The sequence below is a fragment of the Microbacterium sufflavum genome (assembly GCF_023091155.1).
Classification (GTDB): domain Bacteria; phylum Actinomycetota; class Actinomycetes; order Actinomycetales; family Microbacteriaceae; genus Microbacterium; species Microbacterium sufflavum.
Genome location: NZ_JAHWXK010000001.1, coordinates 43,726 through 58,365, shown reverse-complemented (window position 1 = coordinate 58,365; position 14,640 = coordinate 43,726). Strand labels below are relative to the sequence as shown.

15 protein-coding genes, 1 tRNA gene and 1 pseudogene are annotated in these 14,640 nt (G+C 69.5%); 10 read left to right on the top strand and 7 right to left on the bottom strand.

Annotation, left to right across the window (positions count from 1 at the left end; translation table 11 throughout):
* Window positions 1–67 precede the first annotated feature (67 nt).
* A complete protein-coding gene (gene phoU, locus KZC56_RS00315; protein WP_136031489.1) occupies window positions 68–763 on the bottom strand; it encodes a phosphate signaling complex protein PhoU in 696 nt (231 codons plus the stop codon).
* Window positions 764–974: 211 nt separating this feature from the next.
* Here phoU and KZC56_RS00310 point away from each other — a divergent pair, with 211 nt between their 5' ends.
* A complete protein-coding gene (locus tag KZC56_RS00310; protein WP_136031490.1) occupies window positions 975–2,195 on the top strand; it encodes a sensor histidine kinase in 1,221 nt (406 codons plus the stop codon).
* Window positions 2,192–2,875 carry a response regulator gene (locus KZC56_RS00305; RefSeq protein ID WP_136031492.1) on the top strand — a complete coding sequence of 228 codons (684 nt, stop codon included), beginning with the start codon at window positions 2,192–2,194 and terminating at the stop codon, window positions 2,873–2,875. The genes KZC56_RS00310 and KZC56_RS00305 overlap by 4 nt, the downstream gene beginning before the upstream one ends.
* 60 nt (window positions 2,876–2,935) lie before the next feature.
* On the opposite strand, the gene KZC56_RS00300 is transcribed toward KZC56_RS00305, so the two are convergent.
* The gene (locus KZC56_RS00300; protein WP_136031494.1) at window positions 2,936–3,409 is read right to left on the bottom strand and encodes a DNA modification methylase; all 474 of its coding nucleotides are present in this window, start codon (window positions 3,407–3,409) and stop codon (window positions 2,936–2,938) included.
* Between the two features lie 134 nt (window positions 3,410–3,543).
* Between KZC56_RS00300 and KZC56_RS00295 the strand changes: the two genes are divergently transcribed.
* The 5 genes from KZC56_RS00295 to KZC56_RS00275 all read left to right on the top strand — a co-directional run bounded on the left by KZC56_RS00295 (window position 3,544) and on the right by KZC56_RS00275 (window position 8,437).
* On the top strand, window positions 3,544–4,026 hold the full coding sequence (locus KZC56_RS00295) for a CarD family transcriptional regulator (RefSeq protein WP_136031496.1): 483 nt from the start codon (window positions 3,544–3,546) through the stop codon (window positions 4,024–4,026).
* Window positions 4,027–4,094: 68 nt separating this feature from the next.
* A complete protein-coding gene (gene ispD, locus KZC56_RS00290; protein ID WP_136045552.1) occupies window positions 4,095–5,321 on the top strand; it encodes a 2-C-methyl-D-erythritol 4-phosphate cytidylyltransferase in 1,227 nt (408 codons plus the stop codon).
* A 59-nt stretch (window positions 5,322–5,380) separates the two neighbouring features.
* Window positions 5,381–6,781 carry a cysteine--tRNA ligase gene (gene cysS, locus KZC56_RS00285; protein WP_136031500.1) on the top strand — a complete coding sequence of 467 codons (1,401 nt, stop codon included), beginning with the start codon at window positions 5,381–5,383 and terminating at the stop codon, window positions 6,779–6,781.
* Window positions 6,774–7,775 (top strand): 23S rRNA (guanosine(2251)-2'-O)-methyltransferase RlmB, encoded by a 1,002-nt coding sequence (gene rlmB / locus KZC56_RS00280; protein WP_136031502.1) that lies wholly within the window; start codon window positions 6,774–6,776, stop codon window positions 7,773–7,775. Before cysS ends, rlmB begins: the two co-directional genes overlap by 8 nt.
* 20 nt (window positions 7,776–7,795) lie before the next feature.
* Window positions 7,796–8,437 carry an NAD(P)-dependent oxidoreductase gene (locus KZC56_RS00275; protein ID WP_136031504.1) on the top strand — a complete coding sequence of 214 codons (642 nt, stop codon included), beginning with the start codon at window positions 7,796–7,798 and terminating at the stop codon, window positions 8,435–8,437.
* A 9-nt stretch (window positions 8,438–8,446) separates the two neighbouring features.
* Here the strand turns inward: KZC56_RS00275 and KZC56_RS00270 are convergent, their stop codons facing one another.
* Together KZC56_RS00270 and KZC56_RS00265 are read right to left on the bottom strand one after the other, a co-directional pair.
* Window positions 8,447–9,751 carry a DUF4032 domain-containing protein gene (locus KZC56_RS00270; protein WP_136031506.1) on the bottom strand — a complete coding sequence of 435 codons (1,305 nt, stop codon included), beginning with the start codon at window positions 9,749–9,751 and terminating at the stop codon, window positions 8,447–8,449.
* Between the two features lie 72 nt (window positions 9,752–9,823).
* Window positions 9,824–10,927, bottom strand: coding sequence for an ABC transporter ATP-binding protein (locus tag KZC56_RS00265; protein ID WP_136031508.1), 1,104 nt, complete (start codon window positions 10,925–10,927; stop codon window positions 9,824–9,826).
* 228 nt (window positions 10,928–11,155) lie between these two features.
* Between KZC56_RS00265 and KZC56_RS00260 the strand changes: the two genes are divergently transcribed.
* Together KZC56_RS00260 and KZC56_RS00255 are read left to right on the top strand one after the other, a co-directional pair.
* Complete coding sequence (locus tag KZC56_RS00260) at window positions 11,156–12,109, top strand: DsbA family protein (RefSeq protein ID WP_136031511.1); 954 nt, start codon at window positions 11,156–11,158, stop codon at window positions 12,107–12,109.
* A 39-nt stretch (window positions 12,110–12,148) separates the two neighbouring features.
* Window positions 12,149–12,221 (top strand) — tRNA-Thr (locus KZC56_RS00255).
* A 55-nt stretch (window positions 12,222–12,276) separates the two neighbouring features.
* Here the strand turns inward: KZC56_RS00255 and KZC56_RS00250 are convergent.
* The 3 genes and pseudogenes from KZC56_RS00250 to KZC56_RS17840 form a co-directional block, all read right to left on the bottom strand.
* Complete coding sequence (locus tag KZC56_RS00250; RefSeq protein WP_247637596.1) at window positions 12,277–13,014, bottom strand: metallophosphoesterase; 738 nt, start codon at window positions 13,012–13,014, stop codon at window positions 12,277–12,279.
* Window positions 13,011–13,391 (bottom strand): LmrA/YxaF family transcription factor, encoded by a 381-nt coding sequence (locus tag KZC56_RS00245; protein WP_247637595.1) that lies wholly within the window; start codon window positions 13,389–13,391, stop codon window positions 13,011–13,013. The genes KZC56_RS00250 and KZC56_RS00245 overlap by 4 nt, the downstream gene beginning before the upstream one ends.
* Before the next feature lie 36 nt (window positions 13,392–13,427).
* Window positions 13,428–13,580 (bottom strand): annotated as a pseudogene (locus KZC56_RS17840) (TetR/AcrR family transcriptional regulator); the annotation flags it as partial.
* Between the two features lie 184 nt (window positions 13,581–13,764).
* Here KZC56_RS17840 and ppk2 point away from each other — a divergent pair.
* The gene (ppk2, locus tag KZC56_RS00240; RefSeq protein WP_247637594.1) at window positions 13,765–14,577 is read left to right on the top strand and encodes a polyphosphate kinase 2; all 813 of its coding nucleotides are present in this window, start codon (window positions 13,765–13,767) and stop codon (window positions 14,575–14,577) included.
* Window positions 14,578–14,640: the final 63 nt, after the last annotated feature.

The window sequence follows — 14,640 nt, the reverse complement described above, 5'->3', positions numbered from 1 at the left end:
CCCCGACGCGAGAGACCCCCTGCCGCCGATCGGCGCAGGGGGTCTCTCGCGTACGACGGGCGACGCGTCAGGCGTGTCCGAGCTCCTGCTGCTCCACGGCGAGGGCGATGTCCTCCTCCTCGACGTGCCAGTCGCCCGTCGCCAGGTACACGACCTTCTTCGCGACGGCGACCGCGTGGTCGGCGAAGCGCTCGTGGTAGCGGCTGGCCAGCGTGGCGTCGACGGTCGCGACCGCCTCGCCCTTCCAGTTGTCGCTGAGCACCTTCTCGAACACGCTGGCGTGCAGCTCGTCCACGTCGTCGTCGGCGTTGCGGATCTGGTCGGCGAACTTCAGGTCCTGGGTGCGCAGCAGCTCGGCGAGCGTGCGCGAGATCTCGACGTCGAGCTCGCCCATCCGCACGAAGGTGCCCTTGAGGCCCTTCGGGATGGCGCGCTCGGGGAAGCGCAGCCGGGCGAGCTGTGCGATGTGCTCGGACATGTCGCCCATGCGCTCCAGGGAGGCGCTCACGCGCAGCGCGGTGACGACGATGCGCAGGTCGCGCGCGACCGGCTGCTGGCGGGCGAGGATCTCGATGGCCTGCTCGTCGAGCGCGACGGCCAGCTCGTCGATCTTCGCGTCGTCGGCGATGACCTCCTCGGCCAGGGCGACGTCGCTGGTGGCGAACGCGCGCGTCGCCTTGTCGATCGAGACGGTGACGAGGTCGGCGATCTCGACGAGGCGGGACTGCAGGTCCTCGAGGGACTGGTGGAAGACTTCGCGCATGGGGGCGCAACCTTTCGTTCGGATCTCTGCTGAGTCGTCAGCGCGAGGCGGCGGGGCGTCCGCACGAGTTCGGGCCTGTGCGCAGGCCTGAAGCGATTGTCTGCTCCGAAGGTTAACGAACGGTGCCCAGCGAGTGAATAGTACGTCTCGCCTCCCCGTCACGGCGCGGAAACCCGCCGGACGGGCGGTGAACGCGCTCTACGCTGGAGTCATGACCCTGCCGCAGCTCGCGCTGTCCTCCCTTGCCATCGGGCTGGTGATCGGCGTCGGGATGTCGCTCCTGGTCGTCTGGGCCTACCGGGCGAGGGCGCGAGCGGAGGAGGAGACGTCGACGTCGATCCCGCAGGGGATCACGGATGTGCTCGGCAGCATGGACGACGCGGCCTGCGTCGTCGACGCCTCGGGACTCGTGCTCGCGACCTCGCGGGCGGCGGCGCGGTTCGGCATCGAGGTCGGTTCCACGCTGGAGAACCCGGAGCTGCGGCAGCTGGTGCGCGGCGTCCGTGCGTCGGGCGACACGGCGATGGAGTCGCTGCGCATCACTCGCGGAGGGCTCAGCCTCGATCCGCGCCTGGTGTCGGCACGGGCGAGTGCGATCGGGGCGCGCCTGGTGCTGCTGATCGTGCGGGATGTCACCGAGCAGGAGCGCCTGGACCAGATGCGTCGGGACTTCGTGGCGAACACGAGTCATGAGCTCAAGACCCCGGTGGGGGCGGTGAGCCTGCTCGCGGAGGCGATCGAGTCCGCCGCCGACGATCCCGCACAGGTGCGCGTCTTCGCGTCGCGCATCTCGGCGGAGGCCAACCGACTCGGACAGCTCACCGGCCGCATCATGAGCCTGTCCCGCCTGCAGGCGGAGGACGGCCTGACGGAGGTCGGACCCGTCTCGATCGATGAGGTCATCGCCTCGTCCATCGAGGCGCACGTCGTGCAGGCCGATTCGGCGGGGGTGGAGCTTGCCCGCGGGGGCGACCGCGGCGTGTGGGTGCGCGGCGACGCGCAGATCCTCATCGAGGCGGTGGGCAACCTGATCGCCAACGCGATCGTGTACTCCCCGCGCGGCTCGCGCGTAGGTGTGGGGGTGCGGGCCGACGACGACGTGGTCGAGATCGCCGTGTCCGATCAGGGCATCGGGATCGCGGAGGCCGACAGGGAGCGGATCTTCGAGCGCTTCTACCGTGCGGACGAGGCGCGCTCGCGCCGCACCGGCGGCACAGGGCTCGGACTGTCGATCGTGAAGCACGCCACGCAGCGCCACGGCGGCGAGGTGCGCCTGTGGTCCCGGCCGGGCCGTGGCTCCACCTTCACGATCCGTCTTCCGCAGATCGCCGCGCCGGCGAACGCCGATCGTGACAAGAAGAACAAGAAGAAGCGTGCGCGGAAAGCGGCCAGGTCGGCCGGCTCGCGCGTCCGAAACGGAGAGACCGCATGACCCGCATCCTTCTCGTCGAAGACGAGCCCGACCTCGCTGATCCCCTCGCGTATCTGCTGCGCCGCGAGGGGTACGAGGTGGAGATCGCCGAGGACGGTCCCGGTGCGATGGCGGCGTTCCGGGAGCGCGGTGCCGACATCGTGCTGCTGGACCTGATGCTGCCGGGGATGCCCGGCACCGAGGTGTGTCGTCAGATCCGGTCGACGTCGGCCATCCCGATCATCATGCTGACCGCGAAGGACTCCGAGGTCGACATCGTGGTGGGGCTCGAACTGGGCGCCGACGACTACATCACCAAGCCGTACTCGTCGCGGGAGCTGCTGGCCAGGATGCGGGCCGTTCTGCGTCGGGTCGTCCAGGCCGAGGGCGAGCTCGACGAGAGGGTGCTCGAGGGCGGACGCGTGTCGCTCGACATCGATCGCCACACGGTGTCGGTCGCGGGGGAGCAGATCAACATGCCGCTGAAGGAGTTCGAGCTCCTCGAGGTCCTGATGCGCAACTCCGGGCGCGTGCTCACGCGGGGGCAGCTGATCGACCGGGTGTGGGGGAGCGACTACTTCGGTGACACGAAGACGCTCGACGTGCACATCAAGCGGATCCGGTCCCGCATCGAGGAGAACCCGAGCGAGCCCGTGATGCTCGTGACCGTGCGCGGTCTGGGCTACCGCTTCGAGGGCTGACGACCGGGGACGCGAAGAGGCCGGCACCCGTGGGTGCCGGCCTCGTGTGTTCGTGCGGTGTCAGTCGCCCTCGGGGGCGAGGTCCGAGTAGTAGGGGAGGGTGCCGTCGAGCACGGGCACCGCGGTCGTGACGCCGGCCGAGTCGCCGGACTGGAAGTGGATGTCGACCGTGGCGCCGGGCTTCGTGTCGAGCCCGACGATGCGCAGCGGCTCCTCGTCGGAGCCGAGGCTGATGGTCTGGCCGGCGGAGACGGTGACCGTGAACGGGTCGACGCCCTCCAGGGTGATGGTGAGGGTGGCGCGGTCCTGCGTCGGGTTGACGATCGCGCCGACGAAGTTGCCGACGGAGCCGTCTTCGTTCGCGATGACCAGGGCGTTCCGCACGTCGATCGGGCCGTCCTTGTCGGAGACGTTCACGCCGTCGGAGGCCGCGTACTCGATCTTGGTCGACTGCGGCGTGATGAACGTGCACCCGGTCGCGCCGAGCAGAACGAGGGCGCTGATGGCGGCAGACGCGACAAGGCGCGATTTCACGGGTCCTCCTGAGGTCCGGCGGGATATCCGTACCCATTCTATGGGTATGTGTCAGCGGGGCGTGGACGAGGAAGCGCGAACCTTAGCGCATATCCCCTGTGGTATCCTTGAGGTTGCCGAAAGGACATGTTTTTATGCTTTTTGAGGTTGGCGAGACCGTCGTCTATCCGCACCATGGCGCTGCGACCATCATCGAGGTCAAGGAACGCGTCATCAAGGGCGAGACGAAGAAGTACCTGAAGCTCAACGTCACGCAGGGCGATCTCATCATCGAGGTCCCGGCCGAGAATGTCGACCTGGTCGGCGTCCGCGACGTGATCGGCAAGGAGGGCCTCGATCACGTGTTCGAGGTGCTGCGCGCTCCCTTCACGGAGGAGCCCACCAACTGGTCCCGTCGCTACAAGGCGAACCTGGAGAAGCTCGCCTCCGGCGATGTCATCAAGGTGAGCGAGGTCGTGCGCGACCTGTGGCGTCGCGACCAGGACCGCGGGCTTTCCGCCGGCGAGAAGCGGATGCTGGCGAAGGCTCGTCAGATCCTCATCTCGGAGCTGGCGCTGGCAGAGAAGATCGACGAGGACAAGGCGGGCACCCTGCTCGACGAGGTCCTCGCCTCCTGACTTCTTCACGACGAAAGGCGGGTGCTGCGGCACCCGCCTTTCGTCGTCTCCGCCGGTAACGTGAAGGCGTGAGCATCGTTCCCGTCCCGCACACCGCGATCATCATCGTCGCCGCCGGCTCCGGCACCCGACTGGAGGCGCGCGCCCCGAAGGCGTTCGTCGGCATCGACAACCGCACGATCCTGCGCCACGCCCTCGACGGGGTGTTCGCGGCGCAGCCCCTGCAGGTCATCGTGGTCGCGCCCGCCGGGCACGAGGGCGATGCGCAGACCGAGCTTCTCGCCGCCGCGGGCGACCGCGCCGATCTCGGCCGCGTGGTCACGGGAGGCGCCACCCGACAGGAATCCGTCGCCGCGGGGTTGGCGGCCCTCTGGGGAGACGTGACGACGGTGCTCGTCCACGATGCGGCGCGGGCGCTCACCCCACCGTCCGTCATCGATGCGGTCGCCGCGGCCGTCACGGCGCAGGCGGCCGCGCTTCCGGTGCTTCCCGTCGTCGACACCCTCAAGCGGGTGGACGGTGGCGTCGTGACCGGCACCGTCGACCGCTCCGAGCTCGCCGCGGCGCAGACGCCGCAGGGCTTCCCGCGCGACGCGCTCGAGGCGGCGTACGCGCGTGCCGCCGAGGAGGGCGCGGAGTACACGGACGACGCGGCGCTGTTCGCCGCGGCCGGTCACACGGTCCGCCTCGTCCCTGGTTCGGAGCGATCGTTCAAGATCACCACTCCCGACGACCTCGAGCGTGCCAGGGCTCTCCTCGCGACGGCGCCCCCGAGCACGGGTGCGCGGCGAGACCGCGGCGCAGGCGCTCTACCGCGCGTGGGCATCGGAACCGACGTGCACGCGTTCGGCGGCGAGGGCGACCTGTGGCTCGCCGGGCTGGAGTGGCCGGGCGAACAGCCGCTGTCGGGTCATTCCGACGGCGACGCGGTCGCGCACGCCATTGTCGACGCTCTGCTCGGCGCGGCGGGGCTGGGTGACATCGGCACCCACTTCGGCACGGCGCATCCGGAGTATGCGGGCGCGCACGCCGACGTGTTCCTGTCGGCGACGCGGCGGCTGCTCGCCGAAGCCGGCTTCTCGATCGGGAACGTCTCCGTGCAGTTCCAGGGCAACCGTCCGCGATTCAGCGCCCGCCGTGTCGAGGCGGAGCGCGCGCTGTCCGCGGCGCTCGGGGGCGCTCCCGTGTCGGTCACTGCGACGACGACCGACGCCCTGGGCTTCTCCGGCCGCGGAGAAGGCATCGCGGTCACGGCCGTCGCACTCGTGGTGCCGGTGGACGGCCCGCACCGCTGAGCCGAGCGCATCCGCGACACGATCAGGAGCGCCGCGCGCCCGCCGAGTAGGCTTGACCGGTGACCCTCCGCCTCTACGACACCCGCGCACAGCTGCTGCGCGACTTCGTGCCTCTCGACTCCGAGAACATCACGATGTACGTGTGCGGACCGACGGTACAGTCCGGACCCCACATCGGTCACGTCAGGGCCGCGCTGAGCTTCGACCTGCTGCGCCGGTGGCTCGAGCACCGCTACGGTCGCGTCACGTTCGTGCGCAACGTCACCGACATCGACGACAAGGTGCTGCAGAACGCCACACCGGAGGAGCCGTGGTGGGCGCTGGCGTATCGGATGGAGCAGGAGTTCACCGCGGCGTATGCGGGCATCGGCATCCTGCCGCCCACCTACGAGCCCCGTGCCACGGCCTCGGTGCCGCAGATGCAGGAGCTGATCACGCGCCTCATCGACCGCGGGCACGCCTATCCCGCGCCCGACGGCTCCGGCGACGTCTACTTCGACGTGCGGTCGTGGGCGCAGTACGGCGCGCTCACGCATCAGTCGGTCGACGCGATGGAGGCGGCGGAGGATGCGGACCCCCGGGGCAAGCGCAATCCGCAGGACTTCGCGCTCTGGAAGGCGTCGAAGCCGGATGAGCCGGCCGACGCCACGTGGCGTTCGCCGTGGGGTCTCGGGCGACCGGGATGGCACATCGAGTGCTCGGCGATGTCGAAGCGTTACCTCGGCGACGAGTTCGACATCCACGGCGGCGGGCTCGACCTCCGCTTCCCTCACCATGAGAACGAGCTCGCGCAGTCGACGGCAGCGGGGGACGGCTTCGCGCGGTACTGGGTGCACAACGGCCTGGTGACGGTGGACGGGCAGAAGATGTCGAAGTCGCTCGGCAACTTCACGCTCGCCCGTGACGTGCTCGACGCGCACGACCCGCTGGTGGTGCGCTATGCGCTCGCTGCCGCGCACTACCGCTCGAGCCTCGACCTGTCGGAGTCCTCGTGGGCGGAGGCGGAGGCGGCCCTCGGTCGTATCCGTACCTTCCTGGAGCGGGCGGCGCGTGTCGCGGAGGTGGACGCCGCCGAGAGTCGCGAAGACCTGCCGTCGGCCTTCGCCGCTGCGATGGACGACGATCTCGGCGTTCCCCAGGCGCTCGCGGTCGTGCATGAGACCGTGCGGGCGGGAAACTCCGCGCTCGACGCGGGAGACCGCGACGCGGCCGCGCAGGCGGCGCGCGCGGTGTCGGCGATGACGTCGGTGCTCGGTCTCCGACCGAGCGACGCCACGGCCGCGGGCGACGCCCGGGCGGCCGCACTGGACGCGCTGGTGCAGGAGATGATCACGCAGCGTGCGCAGGCGCGGGCGGACAAGGATTGGGCGGCGGCGGATCGCATCCGTGATGCGATCGCTGCCGCAGGAATCACGCTGGAGGACACTCCGGCCGGAACTCATTGGAGCATCGATGACTAAGCCAGGGCGCCCCGGCGCGAGCAAGGGCAAGAAGAAGGGCCCCACGAAGGGCACCGGTGGTCTCGGGCGCAAGGCGCTCGAGGGCCGCGGTCCCACCCCGAAGGCGGAGGACCGCGCATGGCACCCGGCCGGGAAGCGCAAGGCCGCGGCCGAGCGCTACGCCGCGGCGGGCGGTAAGGGCAAGCCCGGCGGGCGCCCGTCGGGTGGCAGCCCCAACCGCACGGCCCGTGCCAAGGACAACACCACCGACACCGAGACGGTGACGGGCCGCAACTCGGTGCTGGAGGCGCTGCGGGCCAAGATCCCGGCGTCGGCGATGTACATCGCGCAGCGTGTCGAGATGGACGATCGCGTCAAGGAGATGCTGTCGATCGCGACTCACCGCGACATCCCGGTGCTGGAGGTCACGCGCCAGGAGCTCGACCGCATGGCGGGTTTCGACGGCGTGCACCAGGGCGTCGCGCTGAAGGTGCCGCCGTACGAGTACGCGCACCCGCAGGATCTGCTCGAGCAGGTCATCGACCGCGGGGATACGCCGCTGTTCGTGGCGCTCGACGGCGTGACCGACCCGCGCAACCTCGGCGCGATCATCCGCTCGACGGCGGCGTTCGGCGGCCACGGCATCATCCTGCCGCAGCGCCGTTCCGCCGGTGTCAACTCGGCGGCGTGGAAGACCAGTGCGGGTGCCGCCGCGCGCATCCCCGTCGCCCTCGCGACGAACCTCACCACGCAGCTCAAGGAGTTCAAGAAGCAGGGCGTGTTCGTGCTGGGGCTCGACGGCGATGGAGATGTGTCGCTGCCCGAGCTGCAGCTCGCGGATCGACCGGTCGTGATCGTCGTCGGCTCCGAGGGCAAGGGCCTGTCGCGTCTGGTGACCGAGACCTGCGACCAGATCGTCTCCATCCCCATCTCGGCGGCGACGGAGTCGCTGAACGCCGGGATCGCCGCGTCGGTCGCCCTGTACCAGGTGGCGACCGTCCGCGCGGCGGACTGACCGCACGAGAAAGGCAGAGCATGGCGCGCATCATCGTCCTCGGAGGAACCGGTTACGCCGGACGGCACATCGTGTCGGAGGCGGTGAGCCGCGATCATGCGGTCGTCGCGATCTCCCGCACGACGCCGTCCGACCCGGTCGCCGGCGCCGCATACGTGCAGGGATCCGCCCTCGACGCGGCGTCGCTGCGGGAGGCTTTCGCGGGTGCGGATGCCGTGGTGTCCGCGCTGTCGCCCCGCGGTGACATGGAGGATCGGGTACTGGAGGCCCTCACCACGGTGATCGGCGTGCTCGCCGGGACCGAGACACGGCTCGGTGTGGTCGGCGGTGCCGGCGGCAGCCTGGTCGCTCCGGAGGGGCCGAGGCTCTTCGACCTCGACTTCCCGGAGGAGTACAAGCACGAGGCGCAGGTGGGCATCGACTCGCTCGCGCTGCTCGAGGAGACCGATCCCGCGCTGGACTGGTTCTTCGTGCACCCCGCCGAGGTCTTCGGCCCCTGGGCCGAGGGGGAGCGGACGGGTCGCTACCGCGACGGCGGCGACGTGCTGGTGCGCGACGAGGAGGGGAAGTCGTACATCTCCGGCGCGGACTTCGCCGTGGCCGTCGTGGACGAGATCGAGCAGGGCAACCACCACCGCGAGCGGTTCACGGTCGGCTACTGAGGGCGGCGTTCAGACGAGGTCGCGCCAGTCGACCTCGTCCTCGTCATCGGCGAGCGAGAGCGTGCCGGTGATCACCGGGAGGCTCATGGTCTCGGTCGGCGGTCCCATGATGGTCGCTTCGTCGCGGCGGTGGCGCAGCACGTCGTTGATGTAGCTGGTCAGGACTTCCGCGAGGGGGATCGAGCGGCCCTGCGCCTGCGACAGGTACCAGCGGTGCTCCAACACCTGGTGGAACACCTCGGCGGGCTCCAGCTTGGCGCGCAGGTCGTAGGGGATGGCGCGGACGACGGGCTCGAACACGCGCGTGAGCCACTCATGCGCGTACATCTCCTCGTCCGCCCACTGCTTGGTCGAGCGGGCACGGAACTCGTCGAGGTCGTTGAGCAGGCGTCTCGCCTGGTTCTCCTCCACGTCGAGTCCCGTCAGCCGGATGAGGCGGCGCTGGTGGTGGCCGGCATCCACCACCTTCGGCTGGATCTCGACCACCGTCCCGTCGGCGGTCGTCGACATGGACATCTCGTCGATGTCGAAGCCGAGTGCGTTGAGGCGTTCGACGCGCTCGGTGATGCGCCAGGTCTCGGCTGCCGAGAACGACTCCTGCGCCGTGAGCTCCGCCCAGAGCGAGCGGTAGGAGGACACGATGCCGTCGGCGATCGCGACCGCATCCACGCCGTGCTCGAGCCGACCGCCCGCCGCGAGGTCCATGATCTCGCCCGCGATGTTCGTCCTGGCGAGGTCGAGGTCGTACGCGCGCTGGCCGTCCGTCAGGCCCTCCTCGTGAAGCTCGCCGGTCTCCGCATCCACGAGGTAGGCCGCGAACGCGCCGGCGTCGCGGCGGAAGAGGGTGTTCGACAGCGACACGTCGCCCCAGTAGAAGCCGACGTTGTGGAGGCGCACCAGGAGCAGGGCGAGCGCGTCGACGAGTCGCGTGGCCGTGTCGGGTCGGAGCACGCGTGTGAACAGCGCGCGATACGGCATCGAGAAGCGGAGGTGCGAGGTGACGAGCGCCGCGGGGAGGGGCTCGCCGGCGGCATCGGTGCGCCCGGCGATCACGGCGACCCTGGCGACGCAGGGGACGTCGAGGCGGGCGAGGTTGCCGAGCATGTCGTACTCGCGCTGCGCCATCGCGGCGGTGGTCTCCTTGACGGCGACGACCCGACCGGAGAGGTCCGCGAAGCGCACGAGATGCCGGGACAGCCCCTTCGGCAGCGACACGATGTGCTCGGACGGCCACTTGGCGAGGCTGGTCGACCAGGGCAGCGCGAGGAGCCCCGGGTCGACGGTGCTGGCGGTGATGCGCAGCGACTCCTGCATGGATGCTCCTGAGGGGAAACGAGCGCGGCGCGGGCGACCGAAGTCAGCCCGCGCCGCGGATGGTGTGTCCGATCAGGCGGAGACGACCGGCTTGTCGTTCAGGCGGTCGCCCGTCTCCTGGTCGAAGGCGTGCACGTGACCGGCGTTGGCCGCGAGGGTCACGGTCTCACCGGCGTTCGGGTGGTTGCGGCCGTCCACGCGGGCCACGAGGTCGGCGCGCTTGCCGTTGATCTCGGTGTGGCCGTAGAGGTAGCCGTCGGCGCCGAGCTCCTCGACGAGGTCGACGACGACCGACAGGCCCTTGCCGTCGGCCGGACCCACGGTGATGTCTTCGGGGCGGACGCCGACCGTGACCTGCGAGCCGTTGGCGCGGCCGACCGTGTCGCGGTCGAGCGGGACGACCTCGGTGCCGAAGCGCACGCCGCCGTCGGCGAGGTCCGCCGCGAACAGGTTCATGGCGGGGGAGCCGATGAAGCCGGCGACGAAGACATTGTTCGGCTTCTCATACAGGTCGCGCGGCGAGCCGACCTGCTGCAGCAGACCGTCCTTCAGCACGGCGATCCGGTCGCCCATCGTGAGCGCCTCGGTCTGGTCGTGCGTGACGTAGACCGTGGTGACGCCGAGACGGCGCTGCAGCGACGCGATCTGCGTACGGGTCTGCACGCGGAGCTTGGCGTCGAGGTTCGACAGCGGCTCGTCCATGAGGAACACCTGCGGCTGACGGACGATGGCGCGGCCCATCGCGACGCGCTGACGCTGACCACCCGACAGGGCCTTCGGCTTGCGGGTCAGGTACTGCTCGAGGTCGAGGAGCTTGGCGGCCTCCAGGACACGGGCGGCGCGCTCCTCCTTGCCGACGCCGGCGATCTTGAGCGCGAAGCCCATGTTCTCGGCGACCGTCATGTGCGGGTACAGGGCGTAGTTCTGGAAGACCATCGCGATGTCGCGGTCCTTCGGCGGCACGTCGGTGACGTCGCGGTCACCGATCAGGATGCGGCCGGAGTTGACCTCTTCGAGGCCGGCGAGCATGCGGAGCGAGGTGGACTTACCACAACCGGAAGGGCCGACGAGGACGAGGAATTCACCGTCGCCCACCTCGAGGTTGAGCTTGTCGACGGCCGGACGGGTTCCGCCGGGGTAGAGGCGGGTGGCCTCGTCGAAAGTCACAGATGCCATCGTGTTTCTCCTTCACCGGCAGGTACGTGCCGGACGATCCGTAGTGAATGAAGCGGCGGAGTGACCCGCCGTGACCCGCCATCGGGTCGGGTTCAGTATGGCACGATCGGCCGTACCTGGGTATTTCTCAGCCTCACTGACTAGCATCGAATCCGGCCGCGTTCTGCGGCGATCGTCGCCGGGCGACGGTCGGGGCCAACCCGGACCCCCCGAGACTCAAGAGGAACGATGTCGAGCGACGAAACGCCGAACGTCCCCGCACCTCGCAATTCCCGCGAGGTCGTGCGGGAGAAGGCCCAGAAGGTGCACGCCCAGCAGTCGAGGGCCCGCCTGATGAGACGGATCATCATCGGCGCGGTCGCGGTGATCGCCGTCGGGGCCATCGGCACCGCGGTGACCATGGCCGTGACGTCGCAGGTATCCAAGCCTCAGCTCAGCCCGAGCGGCATGGAGTCGGACGGCGTCGTGGTGACCGACATCTCGTCGATGGCCACCTCCGCCGAAGCCCCCGCCACGCCGACGCCCACGCCGTCCGAGGCCGGTGCCTCCGCTTCTCCCACGCCGGATCCGACCGCGTCTCAGGCTGTGGACGTGCACGTCTACGTCGACTATCTGTCGCCCGATGCGGGGAAGTTCGAGCGCGCGAACGCGCGACTGCTCGCGCAGTGGATCGAGGACGGCGCGGCGACAGTGAGCTATCACCCCGTCGCGCTGCTGACGGCCAGCTCCAACGGCACGAAGTACTCGCTGCGCTCGGCCGCAGCTGCGGCGTGCGTCGCGACGCACTCGCCCGACCAGTTCTACGCGTTCAATCACGACCTGCTCGACGATCAGCCCGAGGTCGGCAGCGACGGTCTCTCCGATCAGGAGCTGGCGAACCTCGCTGGAGCGGTCGGCGTCGACAACGGGAAGGTCGTCCGCAAGTGCATCGAGGAGGGCGACTTCGTGAACTGGGCGAAGGAAGCGACCACGCGGGCGCTCAAGGGTCCGCTCGCCGGTTCCGACGACCTGGTCCTCACCGCCGCGCCGATGATCGTCGTGAACGGCGAGGCCTATGTGGGGGCGCTCGACGACCCGCAGGAGCTGTCCACGTTCGTGATGTCGGTGGCGAGCGAGGCGTACTACGAGTCCACCTCGACCCCCACTCCGACGCCGTCGGCCACGTCGACGCCCGCGCCGTAATCGAGCGGCGCCTCCGCCATCGCTAAGCTGATGGCACCCGCCGACTTGGCGCAATTGGTAGCGCACCGTACTTGTAATACGGGGGTTACGGGTTCGAGTCCCGTAGTCGGCTCCGGACGGCAACGCCCGCCATCCCTGTATTTCCGGGGGATGGCGGGCGTTGCGTCTCACAGCTCGGCGGGGCTCAGGTAGTGGAACACGGTGCGGATGGCGGTGCCGTCGATGGTGTGAATGGCCAGCCCCGGCATCGCCGTGTCGTCCGCGATCGGATTGAGCCTGCTTCCCAGTCGCATCGTGGAGACGATGCCCGGGGCACCGAGCACCGGTACCCCGGCGAACGACGCGGCGAGGGCGGAGTGCACGTGCCCGGTCAGGACGCCGATGATTCGTGCGTTCCCCACGATCAGCGCCTCCAGGTCGCTCGTGTTCTCCAGATTCCACCGGTCCGCGACGTCATGCCCGACGGGCACCGGTGGGTGATGCATCGTGAGAAGGACGGTGCCGGGGGCCGAGCTCGCTGCGTGCCGCGCGAAGTCGATCGTGTCCGGCGTGAGGTGGCCTTCGACGCGAGCATCGAGGTGTGAGTCCAGCCCGATGACGCGCACCTCGCCCACGTCGATGAAGCCCGACAGGGCCGGGTTGAGACCGGCCTGGGCCTGGGAGTGGAGCATCGTCTCGCTGTGATCGTGATTCCCGGGTACGACGATCGTCGGTATGTCCGCCGGGAGGGTCGCGAACAGTTGGGCGTACTCCTCGGCGGCGCCGTGGTCGGCAAGATCGCCGCTGAGGACGATCGCATCGACGTCGGGGAGGAAGGACACCGCTGCGAGCACTGCCTCGAGCCGGCGCAGTCGGTGCGGAGATGTGTCCAGATGCGGGTCGCTGAGGTGCGCGATCAGAGTCATGAGTCGCCCTCCGGTCGCTGGGGTGCGTCCACGAGCCCGAGGAACCCGCGGACGGCGGCGCGCATCATCTCCTCGTCCCCCGTGGCTCGCGACAGGACATACCCGCCCTGGATCACCGCCACCGCGGCCGTAGCCCGGTCGCGCGCGACGCCCCCATCGAGCCCCTGCTCTTCGAAGACGTCGGCGACGAGACCGATGAGGTCGAGGAAGTAGCGGGCGACGGAGGCGCTGAGCTCCTCGTCGGCCGCGACGAAGGGGTCAGCCGTGAGGCGACCGATACGGCACCCCGAGGTCGCCTCGCGGGGACGTTCGAGGTACGCGGCGATCCTCGCTCGCGACTCGGTGTGGGCGTTCAGGGCGTCGGAGGACGATGCCAACGCTTCATCCACCGAACGGCCGACGGCAGCGAGCGCCAGGTCGCGCTTCGAAGGGAAGTGGTGATAGAGGCTCCCGTGTCCCACACCGCTTCGCTCGATGACTTGCCGCGGGGTGGTCGCCGCCACCCCGTTGGCGGCATACAGCTGTTGCGCCGCGCGTAGCAGGGATTCCCTCGCATCTGTGCTCATAGAAGGATCATGCCATACCTAGAGGTAGGTATGGGAAGGTCGTGCGCCGCCGCGGTCGCGCCATTTGCGTAACACTTTGGCGAGTGTTATGTTACTTATGTGCAGGTGGCCGGCACCCCGCCCCGGCCACCTGCGCGCATCTGTTCAGGCCTCCTACGGCCGCCCCGTTCGCAGGAGGCTGACGATGGACGTTCCCGAGTGGCAGCAGGGCTACCCGTATTCGGAAAAGCTCTCCCGCGCCGAGTACGAGACCGAGAAGCGCCTCCTCCAGATCGAGCTGCTCAAGCTGCAGGCGCATGTGAAGCACAGCGCGGAGCGGGTGTTGGTCCTGTTCGAGGGGCGCGACGCAGCCGGCAAGGGCGGGGCCATCAAGCGCTTCATGGAGCATCTCAACCCTCGCGGGGCCCGGGTCGTCGCTCTCGACAAGCCGACCGACGCCGAGCGCACGCAGTGGTACTTCCAGCGGTACGTGGCCCATCTGCCGTCCGGCGGTGAGATGGTCCTCATGGACCGTTCCTGGTACAACCGCGCCGGGGTCGAGCGCGTCATGGGGTACTGCACCGATGAGGAGTACCAGGAGTTCCTCCGAACCGCTCCGGAATTCGAGCGGATGCTGGTGGGCTCGGGCATCCGGCTGATCAAGCTCTGGTTCTCGGTGGGTGAGGCGGAGCAGCGCCGCCGGTTCGACCGCCGTCGCGAGGATCCCGTGAAGCAGTGGAAGCTGAGCCCCACCGACATCGCGAGCATGGACAGGTGGGCCGACTACACCACGGCGAAGGAAGCGATGTTCTTCCACACGGACACCCCGGTCACGCCGTGGATCGTGGTGCGCTCGAACGACAAGAAGCGCGCACGGCTCGAGGCCATCCGCTACGTGCTGTCGCGCTTCGAATACGACGGAAAGGACGCGCGGGTCGCACACGCGCCGGACAGCCGTCTCGTCGGGCGTCCGTCGCAGATCTACGACCAGGGCGAGTCCGCCGCGCAACGACGCTGACGGAGCGGCGTCACACGGCGTCACGTGGGAATGCCGAGTATCGCGATCGCGGTTGTGATGAGC